Consider the following 24,032-nt stretch of genomic DNA (forward strand, 5'->3'; position numbering starts at 1 on the left):
TTAATCCCCTAAAATCTGTCCCGACGCTGCCAGAGCAGCAGCAGGAAAAACGGTCCGCCAATCAGTGAAATCACAATTCCCGCTGGCAGCTGCAGCGGGAGGAATGCCAGCCGCCCGACGTTATCCGCCAGTAGCACAAGCAGCGCCCCCAGCACGGCGCTACCCGTCAGGAGCGCCGTTTGCCCGCCGCGGAGCAGCAGGCGCGCCATGTGCGGCGCAATCAGCCCGACAAAACCAATGCTGCCCACGCAGGAGACGCAGGCCGCCGTCAGCACTACTGGGGCGAGAACCCTTAGAAGCGCCAGCCGGTTTGTGCGCACGCCAAGGCCCGCTGCGGTGTGGTTACCAAGCAGCGCCACGTCCGCAGCGCGGGCGGTAAACAGCAGCAGCGCAAACGCCGGAAGCGCCCAGGCAGCGGCAATGCAGACCAGCGTCCAGTTTGCCGCATGGAGGCTGCCCGCCAGCCACAGCATCGCCGTCTGCACGTCGCGCACGTCCGCCGTGGTCATAAAAACGCCCATTGCGGCGGCAAAGACCCACGACACGCCGATGCCGATCAGGATGAATCGCGGACGTGAGATATCGCGCGCCAGGACCACCACCAGCAGCGCGGTGAGCATCCCCCCGGCCATGCCAACCAGCGGCCGCCAGGCCAGGCCCAGCGCCGGGAACTGAAATATCAGCAGCAGTACCGCCGCGCTACAGCCCTCTTTCACCCCGATAAGCCCCGGATCGGCCAGGCCATTGCGGGTAATGGACTGCATTGCCGCCCCCGCCATGCCGAGCATCCCACCGCACAGCGCCGCCATCAGCAGGCGCGGCAGGCGGATATCCATCACGATGTAGCGCGTCTCTGACGTCAGGGTTTCTGGATAAAACAGCGCGCGCCCGATGGCGGAAGTGGGGATGGGCAGAGAGCCGTGCGTCAGGCCAAACCCCGTCAGCAGGCAGGCGGCCAGCGTCAGGATGACCAGACATACCAGCGCCTTTGGGCGGACCAGCGCCGAGAAGGTGCCAACGCGTAGCGCACGCAGTCCGGCGCGGTTCATTTAAACATCCTCGAGGCCATGAAGATAAAGACCGGGGCGCCAACCAGCGCGGTCATGATGCCGGTTGCCAGCTCCCAGGGCGAAAAGAGCGTGCGGGCAGCGATATCCGCCAGCAGCAGAACCAGCGCCCCGCACAGGGCGGACAGCGGCACCATCACGCGCAGATCGACCGACACCAGACGGCGAACGAGCTGAGGCACCACGAGGCCGATAAAGCCGATCGGCCCGGCGAGGGAGACTGCCGCACCGCAGAGCAGCGCGATGGCCATCAGGGCAAGCAGTCGGGTTTTCAGCAGCGATACGCCAAGCCCCTGCGCCATTCTGTCGCCCAGCGCCAGCATGTTGAGCGAGGGCGACAGCCAGAGCGCCAGCGCAAAGCCCACGCCAGCCACCCACAGGGCAGCGGCAATCGTTTCACCGCTGACCCCCGCTAAATCCCCCGCCAGCCAGGTGCGCATGGCGAGCAGCGTCTGTTCATCGAGGATGAGCACCGTGGCGGTAATCGACGAGGCAAACGCCGACATCGCCACGCCGCACAGCGTGACCTTCATCGGTGTAAGCCCGGTGCGTCCGGACGAGGAGAGCGTGAGCACCAGCAGAAACAGCGCCGCGGCTCCGGCGGCGGCAATCAGCGGGCGCCCAAACGGCAGCGTCATCCCCAGCGCGCTCGTCAGCACCACAGCCAGCGCCGCCCCGGCGTTGAGCCCCAGAATATGCGGTTCGCCGAGCGGGTTGCGGATCGTGGATTGCAGCAGCACGCCCGCCACGCCGAGCGCGGCCCCCGTCACCATCGCGGCGCAGAGACGCAGCAGTCTGAGCTTGATGATGATGTTATGGTCGAAATTGCGCGGATCGAAGTGGAGGATGGCCTCCACCACCGTTTGCGGGGCGATAAAGCGGGCGCCGATCCCCAGATGGGCAATCGCGCCCGTTGCAAGCAGCAGGGCGAACATCAGGAAAGCCAGAGAGGTGCGCATCATGGCTTTTTTGCGACCTGGCGAAACGGCATAAAGAACGGTTTACCGGTCAGCGGATTGATGGACATATGCACGTCGACATCAAACACCGCTTTAATCAGCTCCGGCGTGCAGGCGTCCCCTTGATGCAGTACGCCCTCGACTTTTCCCTGGCGTAAAAAGACCAGCGAATCGCCGTAGCTCACGGCGAAGTTGAGATCGTGCAGCACCACCACCACGGTACGTCCGTGCTCGCGCGTCAGCGTATGCAGCAGTTCGAGGATCTCCACCTGATAGCGGAGATCGAGGAACGTGGTGGGTTCATCCAACAGGATATAGGGCGTTTGCTGCGCCAGCGCCATGGCGATCCAGCAGCGCTGACGCTGGCCGCCGGACAGGCTTTCGACGGGCATGTGGGCAAACTCGGCCGTGCCGGTCAGGCGCAGGGCCTCCTCCACCGCCTGCTCGTCCTCGTCGCTCCACTGGCGCATAACGTTCTGCCAGGGAAAACGCCCGCGCGAGACCAGTTCAAAGACGGTTAACCCTTCCGGCAGCAGCGGAGACTGCGGCAGGATGCCAAGCTGGCGGGCGACGGCTTTCGTCGGCTGCGCGTGGATCGCCTTGCCGTCGAGAACCGCCGCGCCGCCAAGCGGCTGAAGCAAACGCGCGATGGTACTCAGCAGCGTGGATTTTCCGCAGCCGTTCGCCCCCACCAGAACGGTGATTTTCTGCTGGGGGATCGCAAGGGAAATATCATCAACGATGATTTTTTTCTGATAACCGGCAGAAAGATTCTCCAGAACCAGACCCGGTTTTGTCGTGTTGTGAGCCACGTGCATGCCAACGTAATAAAAAAGGGAAACAAATATAAATAAAAATCATTCTCTTTTGAGAGTTTGAGGCCGCGCCATGTAGTAGTCAAGGGAAGAAACACCCTGAAAAAACCAGGGGTAACGGTGTGCTACTACACTGGCCGGTAAAACAATAAAGACTTAATTTTCAATTAATTAATTGATTACCCCTGTGCTTTTCCGTTACGTTTCAGAGATGTAGCCGATTTTTAGCTTTTTTCATTTACTACTACATTCCCGCATGATTGAATGATTCTCAATTACATGTTCGATGCCAGTTCTGGCTAACGGGCAGACCATAAAGGGCAATGACTCACAGGTTCTTCCGTGAAGCACCTTCACGGATATATTGGGATAACAGTTGTAATGGCTACGTTCACACCTTCACTCTCTGGGATAAAAGGGCGCGCGCTCTTTTCACTGCTGTTTATGGCGCCGCTGTCGCAGGCAGCAGACACCACGGCTAAAGACGGCGAAACGCTTACCGTCACCGCCGATCCAAATGCTACGGCGGAGGCCACCAACGGCTACCAGCCGCTGAATACCTCCACCGCCACGCTGACCAACATGCCGATGCTGGATATCCCGCAGGTGGTGAATACCGTCAGCGATAAGGTGCTGGCGGATCAGCACGCCACCACGCTCGATGAAGCGCTCTATAACGTCAGCAACGTGGTGCAGACCAACACCCTGGGCGGTACGCAGGATGCCTTCGTACGCCGCGGGTTTGGCGCAAACCGCGACGGCTCGATCATGACCAACGGCCTGCGCACCGTGTTGCCGCGCAGCTTTAACGCCGCAACCGAACGCGTGGAGGTGCTGAAAGGCCCGGCCTCAACGCTGTACGGCATTCTCGATCCGGGCGGCCTGATTAACGTCGTCACGAAGCGCCCGGAGAAAATCTTCGGTGGCTCGATTTCTGCCACCTCTTCCAGCTTTGGCGGCGGCACCGGACAGATCGATGTCACCGGTCCGATTGAGGGCACGCGCCTGGCGTATCGCCTCACGGGCGAGTATCAGGACGAGGATTACTGGCGCAACTTCGGCAACGAACGCAGCACCTTTATCGCCCCGTCGCTGACCTGGTTCGGCGACGATGCCACCGTGAGCGTGCTCTATTCGCATCGCGACTATAAGACGCCGTTCGATCGCGGAACGATCTTCGATCTCAACACTAAAAAGGCCGTCGACGTCGATCGCAAAACCCGCTTTGACGAGCCGTTTAATGTGACCGACGGGCAGTCCGATCTCGCTCAGCTTAACGCGGAATACCGCCTCAACAGCCAGTGGACCGCGAAGTTCGACTACAGCTACAGCCAGGATAAATACAGTGACAACCAGGCCCGCGTCATGGCCTACGATTCAAAAACCGGCACCCTGACCCGCCGGGTGGATGCAACCCAGGGCTCGACCCAGCGCATGCACAGCACCCGTGCGGATCTGCAGGGCAACGTGGATATCGCGGGCTTTTATAATGAGATCCTCACCGGCGTGTCGTATGAAAATTACGATCTGCTGCGCACGGACATGATGCGCTGTAAGAACGTCAAAGGTTTCAATATCTATAATCCGGTTTACGGCAAACTCGACGAGTGTACAACCGTCTCCGCCGCTGACAGCGACCAGACGCTCAAGCAGGAGAGCTACTCGGCCTACGCCCAGGATGCCCTGTACCTGACGGATAAATGGATTGCCGTCGCCGGGCTGCGCTACCAGTATTACACCCAGTACGCGGGCAAAGGTCGTCCGTTTAACGTCAATACCGACAGCCGCGACGAGCAGTGGACGCCGAAGCTGGGGCTGGTTTACAAACTGACGCCCGCAGTCTCGCTGTTTGCCAACTATTCGCAGACGTTTATGCCGCAGTCATCCATTGCGAGCTACATTGGCGACCTGCCGCCGGAAACCTCAAACGCGTACGAAGTAGGCGCAAAGTTCGATCTGCTCGACGGCATTACCGCCAATATCGCGCTGTTTGATATCCACAAACGCAACGTGCTGTATACCGAAAGCATCGGGGGCGAAACCATCGCCAAAACCGCGGGCCGCGTGCGCTCTCAGGGCGTGGAGGTGGATCTTGCCGGGTCACTGACCGAGAACACTAACATTATCGCCAGCTACGGCTATACCGACGCGAAGGTACTTGAGGACCCGGATTACGCGGGTAAACCGCTGCCGAACGTGCCGCGCCATACCGGCTCCCTGTTCCTGACGTACGACATTCATAATGCGTTTGCCGGAAATACTCTGACGCTCGGCGGCGGCGGGCACGGCGTAAGCCGCCGCTCGGCGACCAACGGTGCGGATTATTATCTGCCGGGCTATTTCGTGGCGGATGCGTTTGCGGCGTATAAGATGAAGCTGCAGTATCCGGTGACGCTGCAGGTGAACGTGAAGAACCTGTTTGATAAGACCTACTACACGTCGTCGATTGCGACCAACAACCTGGGCAACCAGATTGGCGACCCGCGCGAAGTCCAGTTTACGGTGAAGATGGAGTTTTGATGTAAAAAAGCCCGGTGGCGCTAATGCTTACCGGGCCTACGATCCATTCCCTCTCCCTGTGGGCTGAGGAATCACCAGTAATTTTTTTCCTGAAGCGATGAACATTGCTTCAGAGAAATGAATAACTTACAGCGATGTCCTGGTCCGGCTGTAAATCGCTGAGGCGTTTGCCTTCCGGCCGGGGCGAGGCGCATGGATGCGCCGAGAGGGCGGGCTTTACAGGGACGTTACCTCCGCCCGCCCCCGACAAGCCGGAAGGAATAAGCCGAAGGCACCGCGAAGCGGCGATTTACCGCCGGGAGCCCGGGTCGCCAGGGCGGCGGCGATTGAGCCGCCCTGGCACGTTCACAGGTCATGTCCTTACAGAGTAGCAAGGAACATAAAGTGAACGGAATGACCACCAGAGCCGTATGTTCCCCCTCACCCCAGCCCTCTCCCTCAAGGGAGAGGGGGTCGTCCGTGCTGGTATTATTTTGCGGGGATCCCTCAACCCTGTGGGAGAGGGTTAGGGTTAGGGTGAGGGCATCAGGCCTCAATATCCGCCATATCCCCTTTCTCCTGCAGCCAGTTACGTCGGTCTTCCGAACGTTTCTTGGCGAGGAGCATATCCATCACGGCGTTGGTTTGCTGTTCGTCTTCGTCGCTGATCGTCAGCTGCACCAGGCGGCGCGTGTTCGGATCCAGCGTCGTTTCGCGCAGCTGCATCGGGTTCATTTCGCCCAGCCCTTTAAAGCGCTGCACATTTGGTTTGCCCTTCTTACGCTTAAGCTGCTCCAGCACGCCCGCCTTCTCTTCTTCCGTCAGCGCGTAGTAAACCTCTTTGCCGAGGTCGATACGGTAGAGCGGCGGCAGCGCCACGTGAACGTGACCGTTTTTCACCAGCGTGCGGAAGTGCTTCACAAACAGCGCGCACAGCAGCGTGGCGATGTGCAGACCATCGGAGTCCGCATCCGCGAGAATACAGATCTTGCCGTAGCGCAGCTGGCTCAGATCCTCGCTGTCCGGATCGATGCCGATCGCAACGGAGATGTCGTGCACTTCCTGCGAGGCCAGCACTTCGTCTGAAGAGACTTCCCAGGTGTTCAGAATCTTACCCTTGAGTGGCATGATCGCCTGATATTCACGATCGCGCGCCTGTTTGGCCGACCCACCCGCCGAATCCCCTTCCACGAGGAACAGCTCGGTGCGGTTGAGATCCTGCGCGGTGCAGTCCGCCAGCTTGCCCGGCAGCGCAGGGCCGCTGGTCAGCTTTTTACGCACTACTTTCTTCGCGGCACGCAGACGACGCTGGGCGCTGGAGATGGCCATTTCAGCCAGCATCTCAGCCGCCTGAACGTTCTGGTTCAGCCACAGGGTAAACGCATCTTTCACCACGCCGGAGACGAAAGCCGCGCACTGGCGCGATGACAGACGTTCTTTGGTCTGACCGGCAAACTGCGGATCCTGCATCTTCACGGAGAGCACGTAGGCGCAGCGGTCCCAGATATCTTCCGCCGAGAGCTTCACGCCGCGCGGCAGAATGTTGCGGTATTCGCAAAACTCACGCATCGCGTCCAGCAGTCCCTGACGCAGGCCGTTGACGTGGGTACCGCCGAGCATGGTTGGGATCAGGTTAACGTAGCTTTCGGTCAGCAGCTCGCCGCCTTCCGGCAGCCACAGCAGCGCCCAGTCCACCGCTTCGGTATCACCGCTAAAGTTACCGACGAACGGTTTTTCCGGCAGCGTCGGCAGGCCGTTTACCGCTTCGCACAGGTAGTCGTTCAGGCCATCGGCGTAGCACCAGGTCTGCTCGGTGTTGTTGACGTGATCTTTAAAGGTAATTTCCACGCCCGGGCACAGTACCGCTTTGGCTTTCAGCAGGTGCGTCAGGCGAGAAACGGAAAAGCGCGGGCTGTCGAAGAAGCTTTCGTCAGGCCAGAAGTGGACGCTTGTGCCGGTGTTGCGTTTAGCGCACGTGCCGACAACCTGCAGATCCTGCACCTTCTCGCCGTTTTCAAACGCGATGTTGTAGACCTGACCGTCGCGACGGACGTTCACTTCCACGCGTTTGGACAGGGCGTTCACCACGGAAATCCCCACGCCGTGCAGGCCGCCGGAGAACTGATAGTTCTTGTTGGAGAACTTACCGCCCGCGTGCAGACGGCAGAGAATCAGCTCAACGGCAGGCACGCCCTCTTCGGGGTGGATGTCCACCGGCATGCCGCGACCGTCGTCGATGACCTCCAGCGACTGATCGGCGTGCAGGATGACGTCAACGCGTTTGGCATGGCCCGCCAGCGCTTCGTCCACACTGTTATCAATAACTTCCTGGCCCAGATGGTTCGGGCGCGTCGTATCGGTATACATCCCCGGGCGGCGGCGAACCGGCTCAAGCCCGGTGAGTACCTCAATGGCATCAGCGTTATAGGTTTGCGTCATGATTTAAACTAGCAATTCGCATTGATTGTCAGTGGCTGTGCAGTCCAAGAAAATCGACAATCTGGGTGAAATGATCCTCAAAGCCCGTGAAAGCATGGTTTCCGCCCTCTTCTATAGTCTGGCGGCAGGAGGCGTAATACGCCACTGCCTGGCGGTAATCCAGCACTTCATCACCCGTCTGCTGCAGCAGCCAGATGAGATCCGGCGCTTCAAGCGGGTCGACCTGCATAACTTTGAGATCGTAAATATGGCGTGACTCTAGCACATATTGCTGCCCGGTGTAGGGGTTCTCGTTTTCGCCAAGAAAGTCCCTCAGCAGCTCAAATGGCCGTACCGCCGGATTAACCACAACGGCGGGCAGCATAAAGCATTGTGAGAGCCAGGTGGCATAGTACCCGCCAAGCGATGAGCCGACTACGCCAAAGGATTCACCGCCGTGTTCAAGCACGATCGATTCGAGCATTTCCGCCGCCTCCGCCGGGTACGGCGGCAGCTGCGGGATAATCATCTCAACGTGGGGGTGATGCTCGCTCAGCCACTGGCGAAACTGCGTCGCTTTTGCGGAGCGCGGCGAGCTGTTGAATCCGTGCAGATAAAGGAGCGTAGACATCAGTAGCCTTCTGAAGCGGTATCCGGGCGGAACTCTGCGCCTGCCAGACGGCAGACTTCCGTGGTCAGCGTGCCGTCGGCATGCAGTTCCAGCCAGCGCCAGCCTGGCGCGATGGTATCCAGCGTAAAGTTGGCGCAGTGCGGCTTAAACTGCACACAGGTCGACGGCGTCGCCAGCATGCGGCGTCCGTTCCAGTCGAGATCCTGTTCCTGATGGATGTGTCCGCACAGCAGGTGTTTCACGCGCGGGTATTTCGCCAGCACGCTATCCAGCGCCGCGGAGTTACGCAGGCTGTGCTGATCCAGCCAGCTGCAGCCTGCCGGCAGCGGATGATGATGGAGCAACAGCAGCGTATGACGTTCAGGTTCGGCAGCCAGTTTGGTCTCCAGCCAGTCGAGTTGAAACTCGCTTAATTCACCGTGCGGAACGCCAAATACCTGGCTGTCCAGCAGCAGGATCTGCCACTGTTCACCCGCAAATACGCACTTCGCCGGAGAAATCCCCGCATCCTGAAGGGAACTGTACATTGCGGGCTGGAAATCGTGGTTTCCGGGCAGCCAGACGCAAGGCACGCTAAAGCTCGCGATGCCTTCAGCAAAATGCTGGTAGGCCGCGGAGGACTGGTCCTGCGCCAAATCGCCCGTTGCGACAATCAGGTCGCAGTCGCGATGTTCAGCGTGAATGGCGCTCAGTACCGCCTGATAACTCTCCCAGGTATTAACCCCCAGCAAAGTTTCATGCTTTTCGGCAAAAAGGTGGGTATCGGTGATTTGTAATATCCTGACTGGCGCCCCACCAGCAACAGTCAGGTTCAACAGGCTTTCCAAATGGTGTCCTTAGGTAGGTTTATGACGCTAACAAACCGGAATCGCCATTGCTCCATGTGCTAAACAATATCTTAGCCAGTCGGCTAAAAACTGGTTAATTTGATGCTTTTCGTCGCGTTGATGCAACTTTTTATTCGGATAATCATACCGCGCCTTGAAGCGAAAGATCTGCTGACTTGAACACACTTCAGCGACCATCGCGTCATGATAGAGACGCACCGTCATCGACGGCAGGCTCCAGTAGCTGATGCTGGGCGCTGTTTGTTCTATTTCCACCAGCGTAGTGTAGCGCGTTGATTCTGTTATCGTTAACCGATACTGCGCGTTGCTCACCTGATAGCTTACCGTTTCGCCGGGTGCGTCGTTTCTCGGCAGCAGGCGGCGCAGCTGTGCGAAATTGGTTTCGCACAGGCGCATCATTTCTGGGAAGTCAGGCGTATAGCGCTTCATTTTTTCCACTCGTTTCGTAATGTCTGATAATGCAGCTGCAGCCATTGCAGGGCGATGACAGACGCTGCGTTGTCGATTTTCCCCTCTTCTACCCACTGATAAGCCTGTTCCCGGCTCACCACATGAACCCGAATATCTTCGTTTTCATCAGCCAGACCGTGAATACCTTCTGCGGTCGTGGCGTCCACTTCGCCCACCATAATGGATAAGCGTTCGCTGGTGCCACCCGGACTCGCCAGATAGCTCAACACCGGTTTTGTGCGGCCTACCAACAGCCCGGCCTCTTCCAGCGCCTCGCGACGGGCGACGTCTTCAACCGACTCGCCCTCTTCGATCATCCCGGCCACCATCTCCAGCAGCCACGGGCTTTCACTGGTGTCATACGCGGCAATGCGGATTTGCTCCACCAGCACGACTTCGTCACGCACTGGGTCAAAGGGTAGCAAGACAGCCGCATGCCCGCGCTCAAAAATTTCACGTCTGATTTCGCCGCTCATTTCACCGTTGAACAGGCGATGCCTGAAACGGTAAAGATCCATCGAAAAAAAACCGCTATAAAGCGTTTCTCGTGCAATAATTTCTACATCGTTTTTGGCGAATGTCACGGGCATCTTTTCTGGTTTTTGCATGAGTCGAGTCCTGGTAGCAATGGTGATGAAATTGTGAATTTCAAGGCTGTTTGGCTGCCGTTTGTAAGGCTATATGGTAGATTGGTGCAAATTACCGCCAGATGGCACGTAACGCCAACCTTTTGGTGTGGATGATTCTGTTAGAATCGGCAATTATTTTTTAATTAGATCAGCGCTAATACTGCTTCACAACAAGGAATGCAAATGAAGAAATTGCTCCCCATCCTTATCGGCCTGAGCCTGACGGGCTTCAGTGCAATGAGCCAGGCGGAAAACCTGTTACAGGTCTACCAGCAGGCACGTCTGGGCAACCCTGATTTACGTAAATCAGCGGCCGATCGTGATGCTGCGTTTGAAAAGATTAACGAAGCGCGTAGCCCACTGCTGCCGCAGTTAGGGTTAGGTGCAGATTATACCTACAGCAACGGTTTCCGCGACGCTAACGGCGTAAACTCCAATGCTACCAGCGCCTCACTGCAATTAACACAGACGCTGTTTGATATGTCCAAATGGCGTGCCCTGACCCTGCAGGAAAAAAGCGCGGGCATCCAGGATGTGACCTATCAGACCGACCAGCAAACGCTGATCCTGAATACTGCCACCGCGTACTTCAACGTGCTGAGCGCCATTGATGCGCTCTCCTACACCGAAGCGCAGAAACAGGCGATCTACCGCCAGTTGGATCAAACCACCCAGCGCTTCAACGTGGGTCTGGTGGCGATCACCGACGTGCAGAACGCCCGTTCACAGTACGACACCGTGCTGGCCAACGAAGTGACCGCGCGTAACAACCTCGACAACGCGCTGGAATCCCTGCGCCAGGTGACCGGGAATTACTATCCTGAGCTGGCTTCCCTGAACGTCGACAGCTTCAAAACGGATAAGCCGCAGGCCGTTAACGCCCTGCTGAAAGAGGCGGAAAACCGCAACCTGACGTTGCTGCAGGCGCGTCTGAGCCAGGACCTGGCCCGCGAGCAAATTCGTCAGGCGCAGGACGGCCATCTGCCAACCCTGAGCCTGAGCGCGTCCACCGGCGTTTCTGACACGACCTACAGCGGCTCTAAAACCAATTCTGCCCAGTATGACGACAGCAATATGGGTCAGAACAAAGTGGGCCTGAGCTTCTCTCTGCCACTGTACCAGGGCGGTCAGGTAAACTCTCAGGTGAAACAGGCGCAGTACAACTTTGTTGGCGCGAGCGAGCAGCTGGAAAGCGCGCACCGCAACGTGGTGCAGACCGTGCGTTCGTCCTTCAACAACGTGAACGCGTCTATCAGTAGCATCAACGCCTATAAACAGGCCGTTGTGTCTGCACAGAGCTCCCTGGATGCAATGGAAGCGGGTTACTCGGTCGGTACACGTACAATCGTTGACGTGCTCGACGCGACCACCACGCTGTACAACGCGAAACAGCAGCTCTCCAGCGCACGTTACCAGTACCTGATTAACCAGCTGAACATCAAGCAGGCGCTCGGTACGCTGAACGAGCAGGATCTGCAGATGCTGAACAGCGCGCTGGGCAAACCGGTCTCTACCTCGCCGGACAGCGTTGCGCCGGAGAACCCGGAGCAGGTTGCCGCCGTTGATAACTTCAACGCTAACGGCAGCGCCCCTGCCGCACAGCCAGCGGCCGCGCGTAGCACGGCACCTGCAAGCAGCGGTTCTAACCCGTTCCGTAACTAAGAGTGTTATCACGCCCTCTCTCACCGGGAGAGGGCGCAGCTGAATCACACCCGAACGTAAGCCAACGTAAAGATCCCCCTGATTCCGCCCCTCTTCGCTTCATTTTCAACCACTCATCCACTATCCTGAGCGTTATTACCACTGGGTCCTGGAAGACAAACATGAAACGGACAAAAACGATTAACCACGCGTCGTTCCGCAAAAGCTGGAACGCACGTCATCTCACCCCTGTTGCGCTGGCAGTAACCGCGGTCTTTATGCTGGCAGGCTGTGAGAAAAACGACGAAACGGTTTCGCTGTATCAAAACGCGGACGACTGCTCCGCCGCAACCGGCCAGGCAGCAGAATGTAAAACCGCCTACACCAACGCCCTGAAAGAAGCGGAACGCACCGCGCCGAAATATGCCTCACGCGAAGACTGCGTGGCGGAATTTGGTGAAGGACAGTGTCAGCAGACGCCAGCTCAGGCAGGTACTGCGCCGGAAAATCAGGCGCAGGCGCAGTCCAGCGGCAGCTTCTGGATGCCATTAATGGCAGGCTACATGATGGGCCGCCTGATGGGCGGCGGTGCGGGCTATCAGCAGCAACCGCTGTTTAGCTCGAAAAACCCGGCCAGCCCGGCTTATGGTCAATATACCGATGCCAGCGGCAAAGGCTATGGCGCAGCGACCCCGGGCCGCACCGTGACCGTCCCGAAAACCGCGATGGCGCCGAAGCCTGCGACCACCAGCACCATCACCCGCGGTGGGTTCGGTGAGTCTGTGGCGAAACAGACCAGCATGCAGCGTAGTAGTGCAACAGGCACTTCCACTCGCTCAATGGGCGGCTGATCATGGAACGAGTCGGTATTACCGAGCGCCCGGACTGGCGCGAAAAAGCGACTGAATACGGTTTTAACTTCCACACCATGTACGGCGAGCCGTACTGGTGTGAAGATGCTTACTACAAACTGACGCTCGACCAGGTGGAAAAACTGGAAGAGGTGACGGCCGAGCTGCACCAGATGTGCCTGAAGGTGGTGGATAAAGTCATCGACAGCGACGAGCTGATGACTAAATTCCGTATTCCGAAGCATACCTGGAGTTTCGTCCGTCAGTCGTGGAAAACGAATCAACCTTCGCTTTACTCTCGCCTCGATCTGGCGTGGGACGGCGTGGGTGAGCCGAAGCTTTTAGAAAACAACGCGGATACGCCGACCTCTCTTTACGAAGCAGCATTCTTCCAGTGGATTTGGCTGGAAGATCAGATGAACGCCGGAAACCTGCCGGAAGGTTGCGACCAGTTCAACAGCCTGCAGGAAAAGCTGATTGAGCGTTTCGCCGAACTGCGGGAGCAGTTTGGCTTCAATCTGCTGCATCTTGCCTGCTGTCGCGACACGGAAGAAGACAGGGGCACGGTTCAGTATCTGCAGGACTGCGCGGCCGAAGCGGAAGTGGCGACTGAATTCCTCTATATCGAAGATATTGGCCTGGGGGAAAAAGGTCAGTTTACGGATATGCAGGATCAGGTGATCAGCAACCTGTTCAAGCTCTATCCGTGGGAATATATGCTGCGTGAAATGTTCTCCACCAAGCTGGAAGACGCGGGCGTGCGCTGGCTGGAACCGGCGTGGAAGAGCATTATCTCCAACAAAGCCCTGCTGCCGATGCTGTGGGAGATGTTCCCGAACCATCCTAACCTGTTGCCAGCTTACTTTGCCGAAGATGAGTTCCCGCCGATGGAGAAATACGTCGTTAAGCCTATCTTTTCCCGCGAAGGCGCGAACGTCTCCATTATCGAAAACGGTAAAACGCTGGAAGCGGTTGAAGGGCCGTACGGTGAAGAAGGGATGATCGTCCAGGAGTTTTATCAACTGCCGAAGTTTGGCGACAGCTATACGCTGATCGGCAGCTGGCTTATTAACGATCAACCTGCCGGGATTGGTATTCGCGAAGATCGCGCGTTGATTACGCAGGATCTGTCACGGTTCTATCCGCATATTTTTGTTGAATAAAACTTGCCCGGTGGCGCTACGCTTACCGGGCATGTTTTTACCCCACCTGCACCGACAGCATACTCAAACTGCCCATCTCAATGCCGTCAATCGGAATGGTAACCGGCTCCTGACCATCCCATGCACCTAATACATACAGCAGCGGCAGGAAGTGTTCCGGCGTCGGGTTAGAGAGCGAACCGCCTTCGTGATCCAGATAGTTCACTAACGGATGCTTCTCAACCGGGCCTTGCCAGGTCAGGTTCGCTTTGACGTAGGCGTTAAAAGCGCTCGCCCACGGGTATGGCGTGTTTTCGCCATGCCAGCGCGCCGTACGCAGGTTGTGCACCACGTTGCCACTCGCCACCAGCATGATGCCTTCATCACGCAGGGTTGCCAGCTTGCGGCCCATTTCCAGATGCCAGGCGGCGGGTTTGGTGCTGTCGATGCTCAACTGCACCATTGGGATATCGGCATCCGGGTACATCTTAATCAGCACGCCCCACGAGCCGTGGTCAAAGCCCCAGGCTTCTTTATCCAGCGCCACTGGAACAGGTGCGAGCAACTCTACCAGCCGCTGTGCCAGCGCAGGCGAGCCGGGAGCCGGATAATGCGTATCATACAGCGCCTGCGGGAAGCCGCCGAAATCATGAATGGTTTTAGGTGCTTCCATGGCCGTCACGCCGGTACCACGGGTAAACCAGTGCGCAGACACCACCACAATCGCCTTCGGACGCGGCAATGTCTCCCCCAGATGACGCCAGGCGCGGGTATAAACGTTGTCTTCCAGAACGTTCATTGGGCTGCCGTGGCCTAAAAACAGTGCAGGCATACGAGAAGAAGACATGGTGGTATCCTTAGAGAAGGTGTCAATTTGATGGTTCTACATTACGCGCATTCAGGTGAAGATAAACGCAGATAACCGTGAAGATCATCATCAGGAAATTTGAACGTAAGATATCCCTTAAGGAGAGTGCATGTCAGTACCCTTAATTTTGACCGTGCTTGCGGGTGCCGCGACCTTTATCGGTGCGTTCCTCGGCGTGCTCGGGCAAAAACCGTCTAATCGTCTTCTGGCGTTTTCGCTGGGCTTCGCCGCTGGGATCATGCTGCTTATCTCGCTGATGGAGATGCTGCCCGCAGCGCTTCACACTGAGGGAATGTCTCCGGTGATCGGCTACGGCATGTTCATCGTCGGCCTGCTGGGCTATTTTGCGCTCGACCGTATGCTGCCCCACGCCCATCCTCAGGATTTAATGCAAAAAAGCGTTACCCCCATTGCGGGTAATATAAAACGAACGGCCATCCTGCTGACGCTGGGTATCAGTCTGCATAACTTCCCGGAAGGGGTCGCCACGTATGTTACGGCCAGCAGCAATCTGGAGATGGGCTTTGGCGTGGCGCTGGCGGTGGCCTTGCACAATATTCCTGAAGGACTTGCGGTTGCCGGGCCGGTTTATGCCGCCACGGGTTCAAAACGTACTGCTGTCTTCTGGGCGGGAATCTCCGGAATGGCCGAAATTCTCGGCGGGGTACTGGCGTGGCTGATCCTCGGCAGCCTGGTGTCTCCTGTCATGATGGCGGCAATTATGGCTGCCGTCGCCGGGATCATGGTTGCGCTCTCCGTCGATGAGCTGATGCCGCTGGCGAAAGAGATCGACCCGAATAATAACCCGAGCTATGGCGTGCTGTGCGGCATGACAATCATGGGAATGAGCCTGGTGATATTACAAACTGTAGGTATCGGCTAAAACGGAAAGCACCTTCAGAATTGAAGGTGTAACTTTATGTGTCTTTTTTGTCATAACACACATTAATTAGTCTAAGTTATAATACATTCTGAAAGAAATTGTTTCATGCAATTGCATTTGATAAAAATATAATTATTTACTCAATCATTAATCTTGCAAAAAAAAAGAGTCAATTCGTTTAGCAATTATAATAACCTGATGGACGTCTGATTCCCGCACTTTTCTTGATGGAATCCTAAGAAACCCTCACTTTCATACACTCCTGACACATACATTCCAGAGCATGATCATCATCCTTATGAATATAAACATCTCAGCTTAAAGCTCTTTTTAAATTTTCTAAAAATGAAATCACAAATAATAATGATATATTCCCCTTCGCTGCACTAAAACAATATCAGTTAATTAAAATTGATAATCATACCTTCATTACTATAAAGGAATATATTAAATGTTGAACAAAACACTGTTAGCCGTTGTTACTGCTTCCCTTCTGTCTGGCGTAGCTTTCAATGCATCAGCTGCTGATGCAGGTCATGGTAAAGTGACGTTTAAAGGTGAAGTTATCTCTGCACCTTGCTCAATCGCGCCTGGCGATGAAGACCTGCAGGTTAACCTGGGTGAAGTTGCGGATTCAGCGCTGAACGGTGGCAAGTTCTCTCTGCCAGTTGATTTTACTATCCATCTGCAGGACTGTACGCTGACGGGCGGAACCACTGAAGCACCAACCACTATCAGCAAAGCGAAAGTAACCTTTAACTCTGCAAACGAAGATGCGACCACTAAACTGCTGAAAAATACCTATGAAGGTAACTACGGTGCTGCATCAAACGTTGGCGTACGTATCCTGACCGAAGGTAAAGCTAACGTAGACATGGGTGTAGCGCAGGTATTCAGCCTGGTTGCAGGTAAAGCGTATCAGGAACTGAATTTCAAAGCACGTATGGAATCACCAACCAAAACTGCAACTGCGGGTGATGTTTATACCCAGGCTAACTATATTCTGGCTTACGAGTAATCGTTATCGAATAGCGTTAGGGCAATATAAGTCGGTGAAGGAATTACCGACTTATATAGTCTATTTTATTAAAAGAAAAGGATTTTATGCGCAACATTAAAAACCCGACCATATCTGTATTATCTCTTTTAATAAAACAGATCATTCACCCTATTATTGTCGCAGGTGTAATCATAGCTCCTGCCTGGTCGGTAGAGTTCAACACCGACATGATTGACACTGAAGATAAAAGCAATATTGACCTCAGCCAGTTTGAAAAGAAAGGTTACATCCCTGTAGGGCAGTACATCGCTCGCGTTGAGATCAACAAAAAAAGCCTTCCCAACTTATGGTCATTTGACTGGATTAAAGCCGACAATGAAAGCGGCTCTCAGGTCTGTCTTACACAGAGCGATTTGCGCTCATTTGGTTTCGCTGATGAGTTTATTCAACAACTTCAGCCTGTTAATACACAGGGTTGTCTCGATCTCAGCGCAAAACCTGAATTAATCATCGGTCTGAATAAAGCGGATATGGTTGTGTCCATCACTGCGCCTCAGGCATGGATGAAGTATCAGGCAAAAAACTGGACGCCTCCAGAATTCTGGGACGATGGCGTGGCGGGTGCCTTACTCGATTACAACGTCTATGCAAGTCAGTACGATCCTGATAGCGGCGAAAAAAACCAGAACATCAGCTCTTACGGCACACTCGGGTTCAACCTGGGCGCATGGCGTCTGCGCTCAGATTACCAGTACGATAAATCATATACTAATGGGCATACCAACAGCAGTGACAGTGGGCTGGATCGCACCTATTTATTCCGTCCTATACCATCATTGGCAGCCAAATTGACTCTGGGTCAGTACGACCTCAATTCCGATATTTTCGACACGTTCCACTTCACAGGGCTCTCACTGGAGAGTGATGAAAATATGTTGCCCCCGGATTTGCAAGGGTATGCTCCTCAGATTACCGGCATCGCGCAGACCAATGCCAAAGTAACCGTGACCCAAAATGGGAGAATGGTTTACCAGACCACCGTCGCGCCTGGTCCATTTAACATCACCGACCTGGGCGATACTTTCCAGGGGCAACTCGATGTTACCGTTGAAGAAGAGGATGGGCGTAAAAACACCTTCCAGGTCGGCTCGTCTTCAATCCCCTTCCTGACTCGTAAAGGTCAGGTACGTTATAAAACCTCGACAGGTAAGCCTACAAGCGTTGGCCACAGCGACGTTAACAATCCTTACTTCTGGACTGGAGAATTTTCGTGGGGATGGAAGAGTGACATTTCGCTTTACAGCGGAGCATTGCTGACGGCCGATGATTACCAGGCAGTCACAACGGGTATCGGTTATAACATGAACAGCTTTGGCGCACTGTCATTTGATGTCACACGTGCTGAAGCAACATTGCACAATGTGGATAGCGGCAAACAGCGAGGCTACAGCTATCGAGCAAACTATTCTAAACGCTTTGAAGAAACCGGCAGCCAGGTAACGTTTGCTGGCTATCGTTTTTCTGACAAAGAATACGTCACTATGAACGAGTATTTAATGTCGCGAAGCGGTGATGATTCGCTCAGTAATGAAAAAGAGAGCTATGTTCTCTCTTTAAACCAGTTTTTCACTTCGCTGGGAATGAACGCCTATCTCAACCTGACGCGCAATACTTATTGGGACGACACAGCCAGTACAAACTACACGGTATCGGTCAACCGTAACTTTGATATTGGCAACCTTCAGGGTATTTCGGCGTCGCTCTCAGTTAGCCGCTCCAGGTGGGACGGAGAAGATGAGACACAATATTATCTTTCCTTCTCAGTACCACTGGAGCAGAGCCGCAGCGCCTCCTGGAGCATGCAAAAAACAGGCAATAGCAGCCTCACACAGACGGCTTCGTACTACGATTCTTCAGACCGGAGCAATACCTGGAATATTTCCGCATCCGGCAAGGATAGCGATTTTAGTCACGCCGAGCCGACCGTTCGCGGTGGCTACCAGCATTATTCTCCTTATGGCCGTCTGAATATGACGGGGAGTATTCAGCCCAACTTTTACAACTCTTTCACGGCAGGCTGGAATGGCTCCTTAACCGCAACGCGTCACGGTATGGCCCTGCATGATTACAGTAACGGCAACAATGCACGCATGATGGTTGATACCGACGGCATTGCTGATATCCCGTTAAGTGATAACCGCACTGTCACCAACAGATACGGTATTGCGGTTACCAACGCCGTCAGCGACTACATCACCTCTACAATTCGCGTGAAAAGTGCCGATCTCCCGGAAGGTGTAGATGTGAATAATTCAGTGATCAGTACCACGCTCACTGAAGGTGCTATTGGTTACGCCAAAATGAATGCCACTAAAGGTTATCAAATTTGGGGTGTTATCCGTCTGCAAGACGGTCATTTTCCGCCGTTAGGTGTCAACGTTGTGGATAAAACAACAGGCAGAGATGCGGGCCTGGTTGCTGAAGACGGCTATGTCTACCTCAGCGGTCTTCAGGATGAAAGTGAACTCACACTTACGTGGGGTAGCAACAACTGCGAAATTTTAGCGCCGAATAAAAGTAATGCCGATGGAAAAGCCATTATTTTACCTTGTAAATCAGTAAATTAATTCAGGATGAATGAAATGAAATTAACGTTAATTGCAAAAGGATTTTTGTGTTTACTCTGTCTCAGCACGCTCGCCCATGCCACCGTTTCACCGGACAGAACGCGGATAATTTTTAATGAGACGGACAAGAGCACCACGGTCAAACTAACTAACCAGAGTAAAACCATGCCTTACCTGGCTCAGTCATGGATTGAAGATAAAAACAGCGTCAAGACGCGTGAATACATTACGCCTCTACCTCCGTTACTGCGCCTGGAGGCTGGCGAGCAGAGCCAAATTCGTCTGATGGGACAACCCACGCTTGCTCAGTTGCCTAAAGACAGAGAGAGTCTGTTCTATTACAACATGCGCGAAATCCCCCCTCGTTCAGACGCGAAAAATGTCATGCAACTGGCGATGCAAAGCCGCCTGAAGCTTTTCTGGCGTCCTAAGGCGATTGTGCTTAAAGAAGGGCAAGCCGTGCCTATGGAAAAAGTGGATATCATCCGAACCGCATCAGGCATAACGATCAAAAACAGAACACCTTACCACGTCTCGGTTGGTTACATCGGTACAGACGGTAAAACCCTCTTACCTGGCGCCAGTGGGTTTATGGTAGCCCCTTTCAGCGAAAATACCTCTGACCTTAAAAACCTCCCGGCCAAATTCCAGATTGGCTATATCGGCGATTACGGCGGTTTGAATATGTTCAGTATTAACTGCACTTCGGTGCAGCCAGTGTGCCATAGCGAAATAGTGAAAAAGGGCTAATAATGAAAAAGATCGCTTCACTGCTGGGCTTATTGCTGCTGCTTTTTTCATCGTCGTCATGGGCGGTAGACTGCTACCAAAATCATAAAGGCGGTGCCACGGTTTACACCGCTAACCTTCCAAGCTTTACCGTCCCTTCAAATGCGGTCGTCGGAAGCAAAATATGGGAAAGCTCTGACGTTAACGTAACCGTTTATTGCGATAATGCATCAGGCTGGAGCAAAACCAACCAGACAGAAGACCTCTTCGCATGGATAAAACTATCTGCAAAGAACAGTGCGGATGTATTAAATAACCCCTATTTCACTTTTGGCGTTACCTATAACGGCGCAGACCATGAGATGAATGATGAAGGTATTGATACCGGGGCCTGTCTTGATAAATACGAACCATACTATGATGGTATATGGCATAACCCGGTATGTAATGGCATCACGATGCAGAAAAGCATCACGTTTCCTGCACGTTTCCGCTTATATGTAAAACTAAAGGCATTCCCTGACGATCCGGATACTGTTTATAACTTTGGCAGCGTCAATGTCCTTCAATTTGACGGCGAGGGTGGAGCGAACCTCGCTTCTAATGCAAAAAACCTCCGATATAACATTGATGGTCTCGATCATGTTCACTTTCTGGACTGTGGCGTTGATATACAGATATTCCCTGAAAACCAAATTGTCGATTTTGGCCAAGTCAATAACATCGACGTAAACAACCAAAAAGCCCCATTTAGCGTGTCGACAATACGCGACGCGACTGCGGCATGCTCACAGCAGTTTGATGTGACCATGAGTTTTAACACAGATGATTTGTTTGATACCAGCCACGTCGATATGGGTAACGGTTTAGTAATGCAAATTCGTGATGAAACTTTAGGACAGGATATCTTAATGAATACCTATTATCCCTTTGCAACCTATTTCCCAGACGGTAGGGCATCCATCGTAACCCATAATTATATGGCTAAGCTAACGAAGAACCCGAACAGAGAGGTTGAAGTAGGTCCCTTCAGCAAGGACATTATTCTTAAGATAAACTATGAGTAAATAAATACAAAAAAGCCGGGTTTCCCCGGCTTTTTCACATCAGTATGTTCAGCTTGCTTTGCGCTCGTGCGCCTGGCGGTATTCCACCAGATCTTCAATTGTGACAACCGGCATGTTGTGCAGACGCGCAAAGGTGATGCACTCTGGCGCGCGGGCCATGGTGCCGTCATCGTTGGTCAGTTCACACAGCACGCCCGCAGGCTTAAAGCCCGCCAGTGTCACCAGGTCGATGGTCGCTTCGGTGTGACCGCCACGGGTCAGCACGCCGCCCGCCTGCGCGCGCAGCGGGAAGACGTGGCCTGGACGATGCAGATCGGAGGGTTTCGCATCATCAGCAATGGCGGCACGCACGGTGGTCAGGCGGTCAGCCGCCGATACACCGGTAGTCACGCCATGCGCCGCTTCAATGGTCACGGTAAAGCCGGTACCAAAGGCGCTGGTGTTGTTCTCAACCATCATCGGCAGCTCAAGCTGCTTACGACGATCTTCGGTAATACACAGGCATACGATGCCGCTGCCGTGACGGATGGTCAGCGCCATCTGTTCAACGGTCATGTTTTCGGCGGCGAAAATCATGTCGCCTTCGTTTTCACGGTTTTCATCGTCAAGCACCATCACACCGCGGCCTTCGCGCAGTGCATCCAGTGCATGTTCAACACGTTGAGTTGAAGTGCCAAAAGAGGAAAGTAGCGTCTGATTCATGGTAAAAAAACCTCATTAACATTATGGTTACCAGAATCAGGGCAGTCTTAGGAGCGCCGTATAAGCGGCAAAAAGATAACGTGAGCGGGCCCATGCCCGACTGGATCGTTACTCTCTCCCATCCGGACTCTAACCGTCGGCCCCGGAATTACACCGGATCTGCTGACCTTTGAGAATTCACCCAAAGCGCTCGCGGGCTTTCAGCGCTAAGCTGATTTACCGCCGGTGGGGAATTTCGCCCCGCCCTGAGAATAAGCGAGATAACTATAACGCTATTGATTAACCTGGGCAATGCATAAGCTTCAAACAAATCTGCTTTATCCTGGGTCATGACGCGCTACAATGTTCATCAACACCGACTTATCAAGGGAAGCCATTATGATTGACCCGAAAAAAATTGAGCAGATCGCGCGTCAGGTTCATGAGTCCATGCCAAAGGGCATTCGTGAATTTGGTGATGACGTTGAGAAGAAAATCCGCCAGACGCTGCAGGCGCAGTTGGTTCGCCTTGATTTAGTCAGCCGCGAAGAGTTTGACGTGCAGACCCAGGTTCTGCTGCGCACCCGCGAGAAGCTGGCGCTGCTGGAACAGCGTCTGAGCGAGCTGGAGAGCCGCAATGCGCCGGAAGAAGTGAAGCCAGCACCGGCTATTCCACCGGTGGACGATCAGGAGTAAGTGCGGCCTGATGCCCTCTCCCACAGGGAGAGGGTGAAAAAAAACGGGCCAACTGGCCCGTTTTTTACTGACTGTCTTTCTGGATCTTCTTGATGATGTTGGTGGTTGAACACCCGTCCTCAAAATTGAGCACCATCACCTCACCGCCGTTGGCCCAGACCTCTTCGCTACCTGCGATTTGCTCCGGCTTGTAATCCCCGCCCTTCACCAGCAGGTCTGGCAGGATCCCGGCAATCAGGCGCTGCGGGGTATCTTCTTCAAACGACACCACCCAATCCACCGCTTCCAGCGCGCCAAGCACAATCATTCGTTGCTCGAGCGGGTTCACCGGGCGCGTTTCGCCCTTCAGGCGTTTGGTCGACGCATCGCTGTTCACTGCCACAATGAGGCGATCGCCCAGCTTACGCGCATTCGCCAGATACGACACGTGGCCCGCGTGCAGGATGTCAAACACGCCGTTGGTCATCACCACTTTTTCACCGCGTTTGCGCGCGGCGGCAACGGCCACCTTCAGCTCGTCTTCGGTCATCACGCCAAAACCGGTATCCGCACGCCCGCGCACCGCGTTTTCCAGCTCGATTGGCGAAACGGTTGAAGTACCCAATTTACCGACGACCACGCCCGCCGCGGCGTTCGCGAAGTAGCACGCCTCTTCCAGGGAGTTACCCGCCGCCAGCGTTGCCGCCAGCACGCCGATCACCGTATCACCGGCACCGGTCACGTCGTACACTTCCTGCGCCTGGGTTGGCATATGCAGCGGCGCCTTGCCCGGCTGCAGCAGCGTCATCCCCTGCTCGGAGCGGGTGACCAGCAGCGCGGACAGCTCGAAGTCAGCAATGATCTTCATGCCGCGCTCAACCAGTTCTTCCTCGGTTTTGCACTTGCCCGCCACCGCTTCGAACTCAGAGAGGTTTGGCGTCAGCAGGGTTGCGCCGCGATAGCGCTCAAAATCGGTGCCTTTAGGGTCGATCAGCACCGGTACGCTGGCTTTACGCGCCAGCTGAATCATCGTTTGCACGCTCGCCAGCGCGCCTTTGGCGTAGTCAGACAGCACCAGCGCGCCGATATTGCCCAGCGCCTGATTGATGCGCTCGTGCAGCGGTTCAGGATCAACGCCTTCAAAGCCTTCTTCAAAATCGAGGCGGATCAGCTGCTGGTTACGCGACAGCACGCGCAGCTTGGTGATGGTTGGGTGTGTCGGAACAGAAACGAAGTCGCACTTCACGTTCACGTCCGCCAGCGACTTGCTCAGCGCACGCGCCGCATCGTCGATACCGGTCAGGCCCACCAGACGCGAGTGCGCGCCCAGCGAGGCTATGTTCATCGCCACGTTTGCCGCGCCGCCGGGACGCTCTTCAATGGTGTCGACCTTAACCACCGGCACCGGCGCTTCAGGAGAGATGCGACTGGTCGGCCCATACCAGTAGCGATCCAGCATCACATCCCCGACAACCATTACTCCAGCACGTTCAAACTCTGGCAGTGTTACTTTCATTCCTGACTCCAGAAAGATTCACAATTTGCGCGCGAT

The 24,032-nt window shown here is 54.9% G+C and carries 21 protein-coding genes and 1 riboswitch; of the genes, 10 read left to right on the plus strand and 11 right to left on the minus strand.

Annotated elements, in window-relative coordinates; all coding sequences use genetic code 11:
• Positions 1–8 precede the first annotated feature (8 nt).
• The 3 genes from IB212_RS19480 to IB212_RS19490 are packed head-to-tail and all read right to left on the minus strand — an operon-like array spanning position 9 to position 2,838.
• Positions 9–1,049, minus strand: coding sequence for an iron ABC transporter permease (locus tag IB212_RS19480; RefSeq protein ID WP_041908109.1), 1,041 nt, complete (start codon positions 1,047–1,049; stop codon positions 9–11).
• Positions 1,046–2,029: an iron ABC transporter permease gene (locus IB212_RS19485; protein ID WP_041908107.1), complete on the minus strand. Its 984-nt coding sequence runs from the start codon at positions 2,027–2,029 to the stop codon at positions 1,046–1,048. The genes IB212_RS19480 and IB212_RS19485 overlap by 4 nt, the downstream gene beginning before the upstream one ends.
• Positions 2,026–2,838 carry an ABC transporter ATP-binding protein gene (locus IB212_RS19490; protein WP_041911954.1) on the minus strand — a complete coding sequence of 271 codons (813 nt, stop codon included), beginning with the start codon at positions 2,836–2,838 and terminating at the stop codon, positions 2,026–2,028. The genes IB212_RS19485 and IB212_RS19490 overlap by 4 nt, the downstream gene beginning before the upstream one ends.
• 384 nt (positions 2,839–3,222) lie before the next feature.
• Between IB212_RS19490 and IB212_RS19495 the strand changes: the two genes are divergently transcribed.
• Complete coding sequence (locus tag IB212_RS19495) at positions 3,223–5,361, plus strand: TonB-dependent siderophore receptor (RefSeq protein WP_041908105.1); 2,139 nt, start codon at positions 3,223–3,225, stop codon at positions 5,359–5,361.
• A gap of 525 nt (positions 5,362–5,886) precedes the next feature.
• Here the strand turns inward: IB212_RS19495 and parE are convergent.
• The 5 genes from parE to nudF are packed head-to-tail and all read right to left on the minus strand — an operon-like array spanning position 5,887 to position 10,295.
• Entirely contained in the window at positions 5,887–7,779 is a 1,893-nt protein-coding gene (gene parE, locus IB212_RS19500) for a DNA topoisomerase IV subunit B (protein WP_028014439.1), read from the minus strand.
• A gap of 28 nt (positions 7,780–7,807) precedes the next feature.
• Positions 7,808–8,389, minus strand: coding sequence for an esterase YqiA (gene yqiA, locus IB212_RS19505; RefSeq protein ID WP_041908103.1), 582 nt, complete (start codon positions 8,387–8,389; stop codon positions 7,808–7,810).
• Positions 8,389–9,216: a 3',5'-cyclic-AMP phosphodiesterase gene (cpdA, locus tag IB212_RS19510; protein WP_028014441.1), complete on the minus strand. Its 828-nt coding sequence runs from the start codon at positions 9,214–9,216 to the stop codon at positions 8,389–8,391. The genes yqiA and cpdA overlap by 1 nt, the downstream gene beginning before the upstream one ends.
• 27 nt (positions 9,217–9,243) lie before the next feature.
• Positions 9,244–9,666 (minus strand): DUF1249 family protein, encoded by a 423-nt coding sequence (locus tag IB212_RS19515; RefSeq protein ID WP_003862516.1) that lies wholly within the window; start codon positions 9,664–9,666, stop codon positions 9,244–9,246.
• Entirely contained in the window at positions 9,663–10,295 is a 633-nt protein-coding gene (gene nudF, locus IB212_RS19520; protein WP_041908101.1) for an ADP-ribose diphosphatase, read from the minus strand. The genes IB212_RS19515 and nudF overlap by 4 nt, the downstream gene beginning before the upstream one ends.
• Before the next feature lie 204 nt (positions 10,296–10,499).
• On the opposite strand from nudF, the gene tolC reads away from it, so the two are divergent.
• The 3 genes from tolC (at position 10,500) to IB212_RS19535 (ending at position 13,971) form a co-directional block, all read left to right on the plus strand.
• On the plus strand, positions 10,500–11,978 hold the full coding sequence (tolC, locus tag IB212_RS19525) for an outer membrane channel protein TolC (RefSeq protein WP_028014444.1): 1,479 nt from the start codon (positions 10,500–10,502) through the stop codon (positions 11,976–11,978).
• Between the two features lie 161 nt (positions 11,979–12,139).
• Positions 12,140–12,808 (plus strand): DUF1190 family protein, encoded by a 669-nt coding sequence (locus IB212_RS19530; RefSeq protein WP_041908098.1) that lies wholly within the window; start codon positions 12,140–12,142, stop codon positions 12,806–12,808.
• A 2-nt stretch (positions 12,809–12,810) separates the two neighbouring features.
• Entirely contained in the window at positions 12,811–13,971 is a 1,161-nt protein-coding gene (locus tag IB212_RS19535) for a glutathionylspermidine synthase family protein (protein ID WP_041908097.1), read from the plus strand.
• 37 nt (positions 13,972–14,008) lie between these two features.
• Here IB212_RS19535 and ygiD read toward each other — a convergent pair whose 3' ends face one another.
• Positions 14,009–14,797, minus strand: a complete 789-nt coding sequence (gene ygiD / locus IB212_RS19540; protein ID WP_041908095.1) for a 4,5-DOPA dioxygenase extradiol — start codon at positions 14,795–14,797, stop codon at positions 14,009–14,011.
• Positions 14,798–14,927: 130 nt separating this feature from the next.
• Between ygiD and zupT the strand changes: the two genes are divergently transcribed.
• From zupT to IB212_RS19565, 5 genes are all read left to right on the plus strand, one after another.
• Positions 14,928–15,701, plus strand: a complete 774-nt coding sequence (gene zupT, locus IB212_RS19545) for a zinc transporter ZupT (protein ID WP_041908093.1) — start codon at positions 14,928–14,930, stop codon at positions 15,699–15,701.
• Between the two features lie 451 nt (positions 15,702–16,152).
• Positions 16,153–16,719: a fimbrial-like protein gene (locus tag IB212_RS19550; protein ID WP_041908091.1), complete on the plus strand. Its 567-nt coding sequence runs from the start codon at positions 16,153–16,155 to the stop codon at positions 16,717–16,719.
• A gap of 86 nt (positions 16,720–16,805) precedes the next feature.
• Positions 16,806–19,328 (plus strand): fimbria/pilus outer membrane usher protein, encoded by a 2,523-nt coding sequence (locus IB212_RS19555; RefSeq protein ID WP_041908089.1) that lies wholly within the window; start codon positions 16,806–16,808, stop codon positions 19,326–19,328.
• 6 nt (positions 19,329–19,334) lie between these two features.
• The gene (locus IB212_RS19560) at positions 19,335–20,078 is read left to right on the plus strand and encodes a molecular chaperone (RefSeq protein WP_181013165.1); all 744 of its coding nucleotides are present in this window, start codon (positions 19,335–19,337) and stop codon (positions 20,076–20,078) included.
• 2 nt (positions 20,079–20,080) lie between these two features.
• A complete protein-coding gene (locus IB212_RS19565; protein WP_041908085.1) occupies positions 20,081–21,124 on the plus strand; it encodes a pilus assembly protein in 1,044 nt (347 codons plus the stop codon).
• A gap of 48 nt (positions 21,125–21,172) precedes the next feature.
• Here the strand turns inward: IB212_RS19565 and ribB are convergent, their stop codons facing one another.
• Positions 21,173–21,826, minus strand: coding sequence for a 3,4-dihydroxy-2-butanone-4-phosphate synthase (ribB, locus tag IB212_RS19570; protein WP_028017147.1), 654 nt, complete (start codon positions 21,824–21,826; stop codon positions 21,173–21,175).
• Positions 21,827–21,932: 106 nt separating this feature from the next.
• Positions 21,933–22,083: riboswitch (FMN riboswitch) on the minus strand.
• Positions 22,084–22,204: 121 nt separating this feature from the next.
• On the opposite strand from ribB, the gene ubiK reads away from it, so the two are divergent.
• Positions 22,205–22,501: a ubiquinone biosynthesis accessory factor UbiK gene (gene ubiK / locus IB212_RS19575; RefSeq protein ID WP_041908081.1), complete on the plus strand. Its 297-nt coding sequence runs from the start codon at positions 22,205–22,207 to the stop codon at positions 22,499–22,501.
• A 64-nt stretch (positions 22,502–22,565) separates the two neighbouring features.
• Here the strand turns inward: ubiK and hldE are convergent, their stop codons facing one another.
• Positions 22,566–23,996 (minus strand): bifunctional D-glycero-beta-D-manno-heptose-7-phosphate kinase/D-glycero-beta-D-manno-heptose 1-phosphate adenylyltransferase HldE, encoded by a 1,431-nt coding sequence (gene hldE, locus IB212_RS19580; protein WP_003862540.1) that lies wholly within the window; start codon positions 23,994–23,996, stop codon positions 22,566–22,568.
• Positions 23,997–24,032 lie beyond the last annotated feature (36 nt).

Source organism: Enterobacter sp. E12 (assembly GCF_014596715.2).
GTDB classification, from domain to species: Bacteria; Pseudomonadota; Gammaproteobacteria; order Enterobacterales; family Enterobacteriaceae; genus Enterobacter; species Enterobacter bugandensis.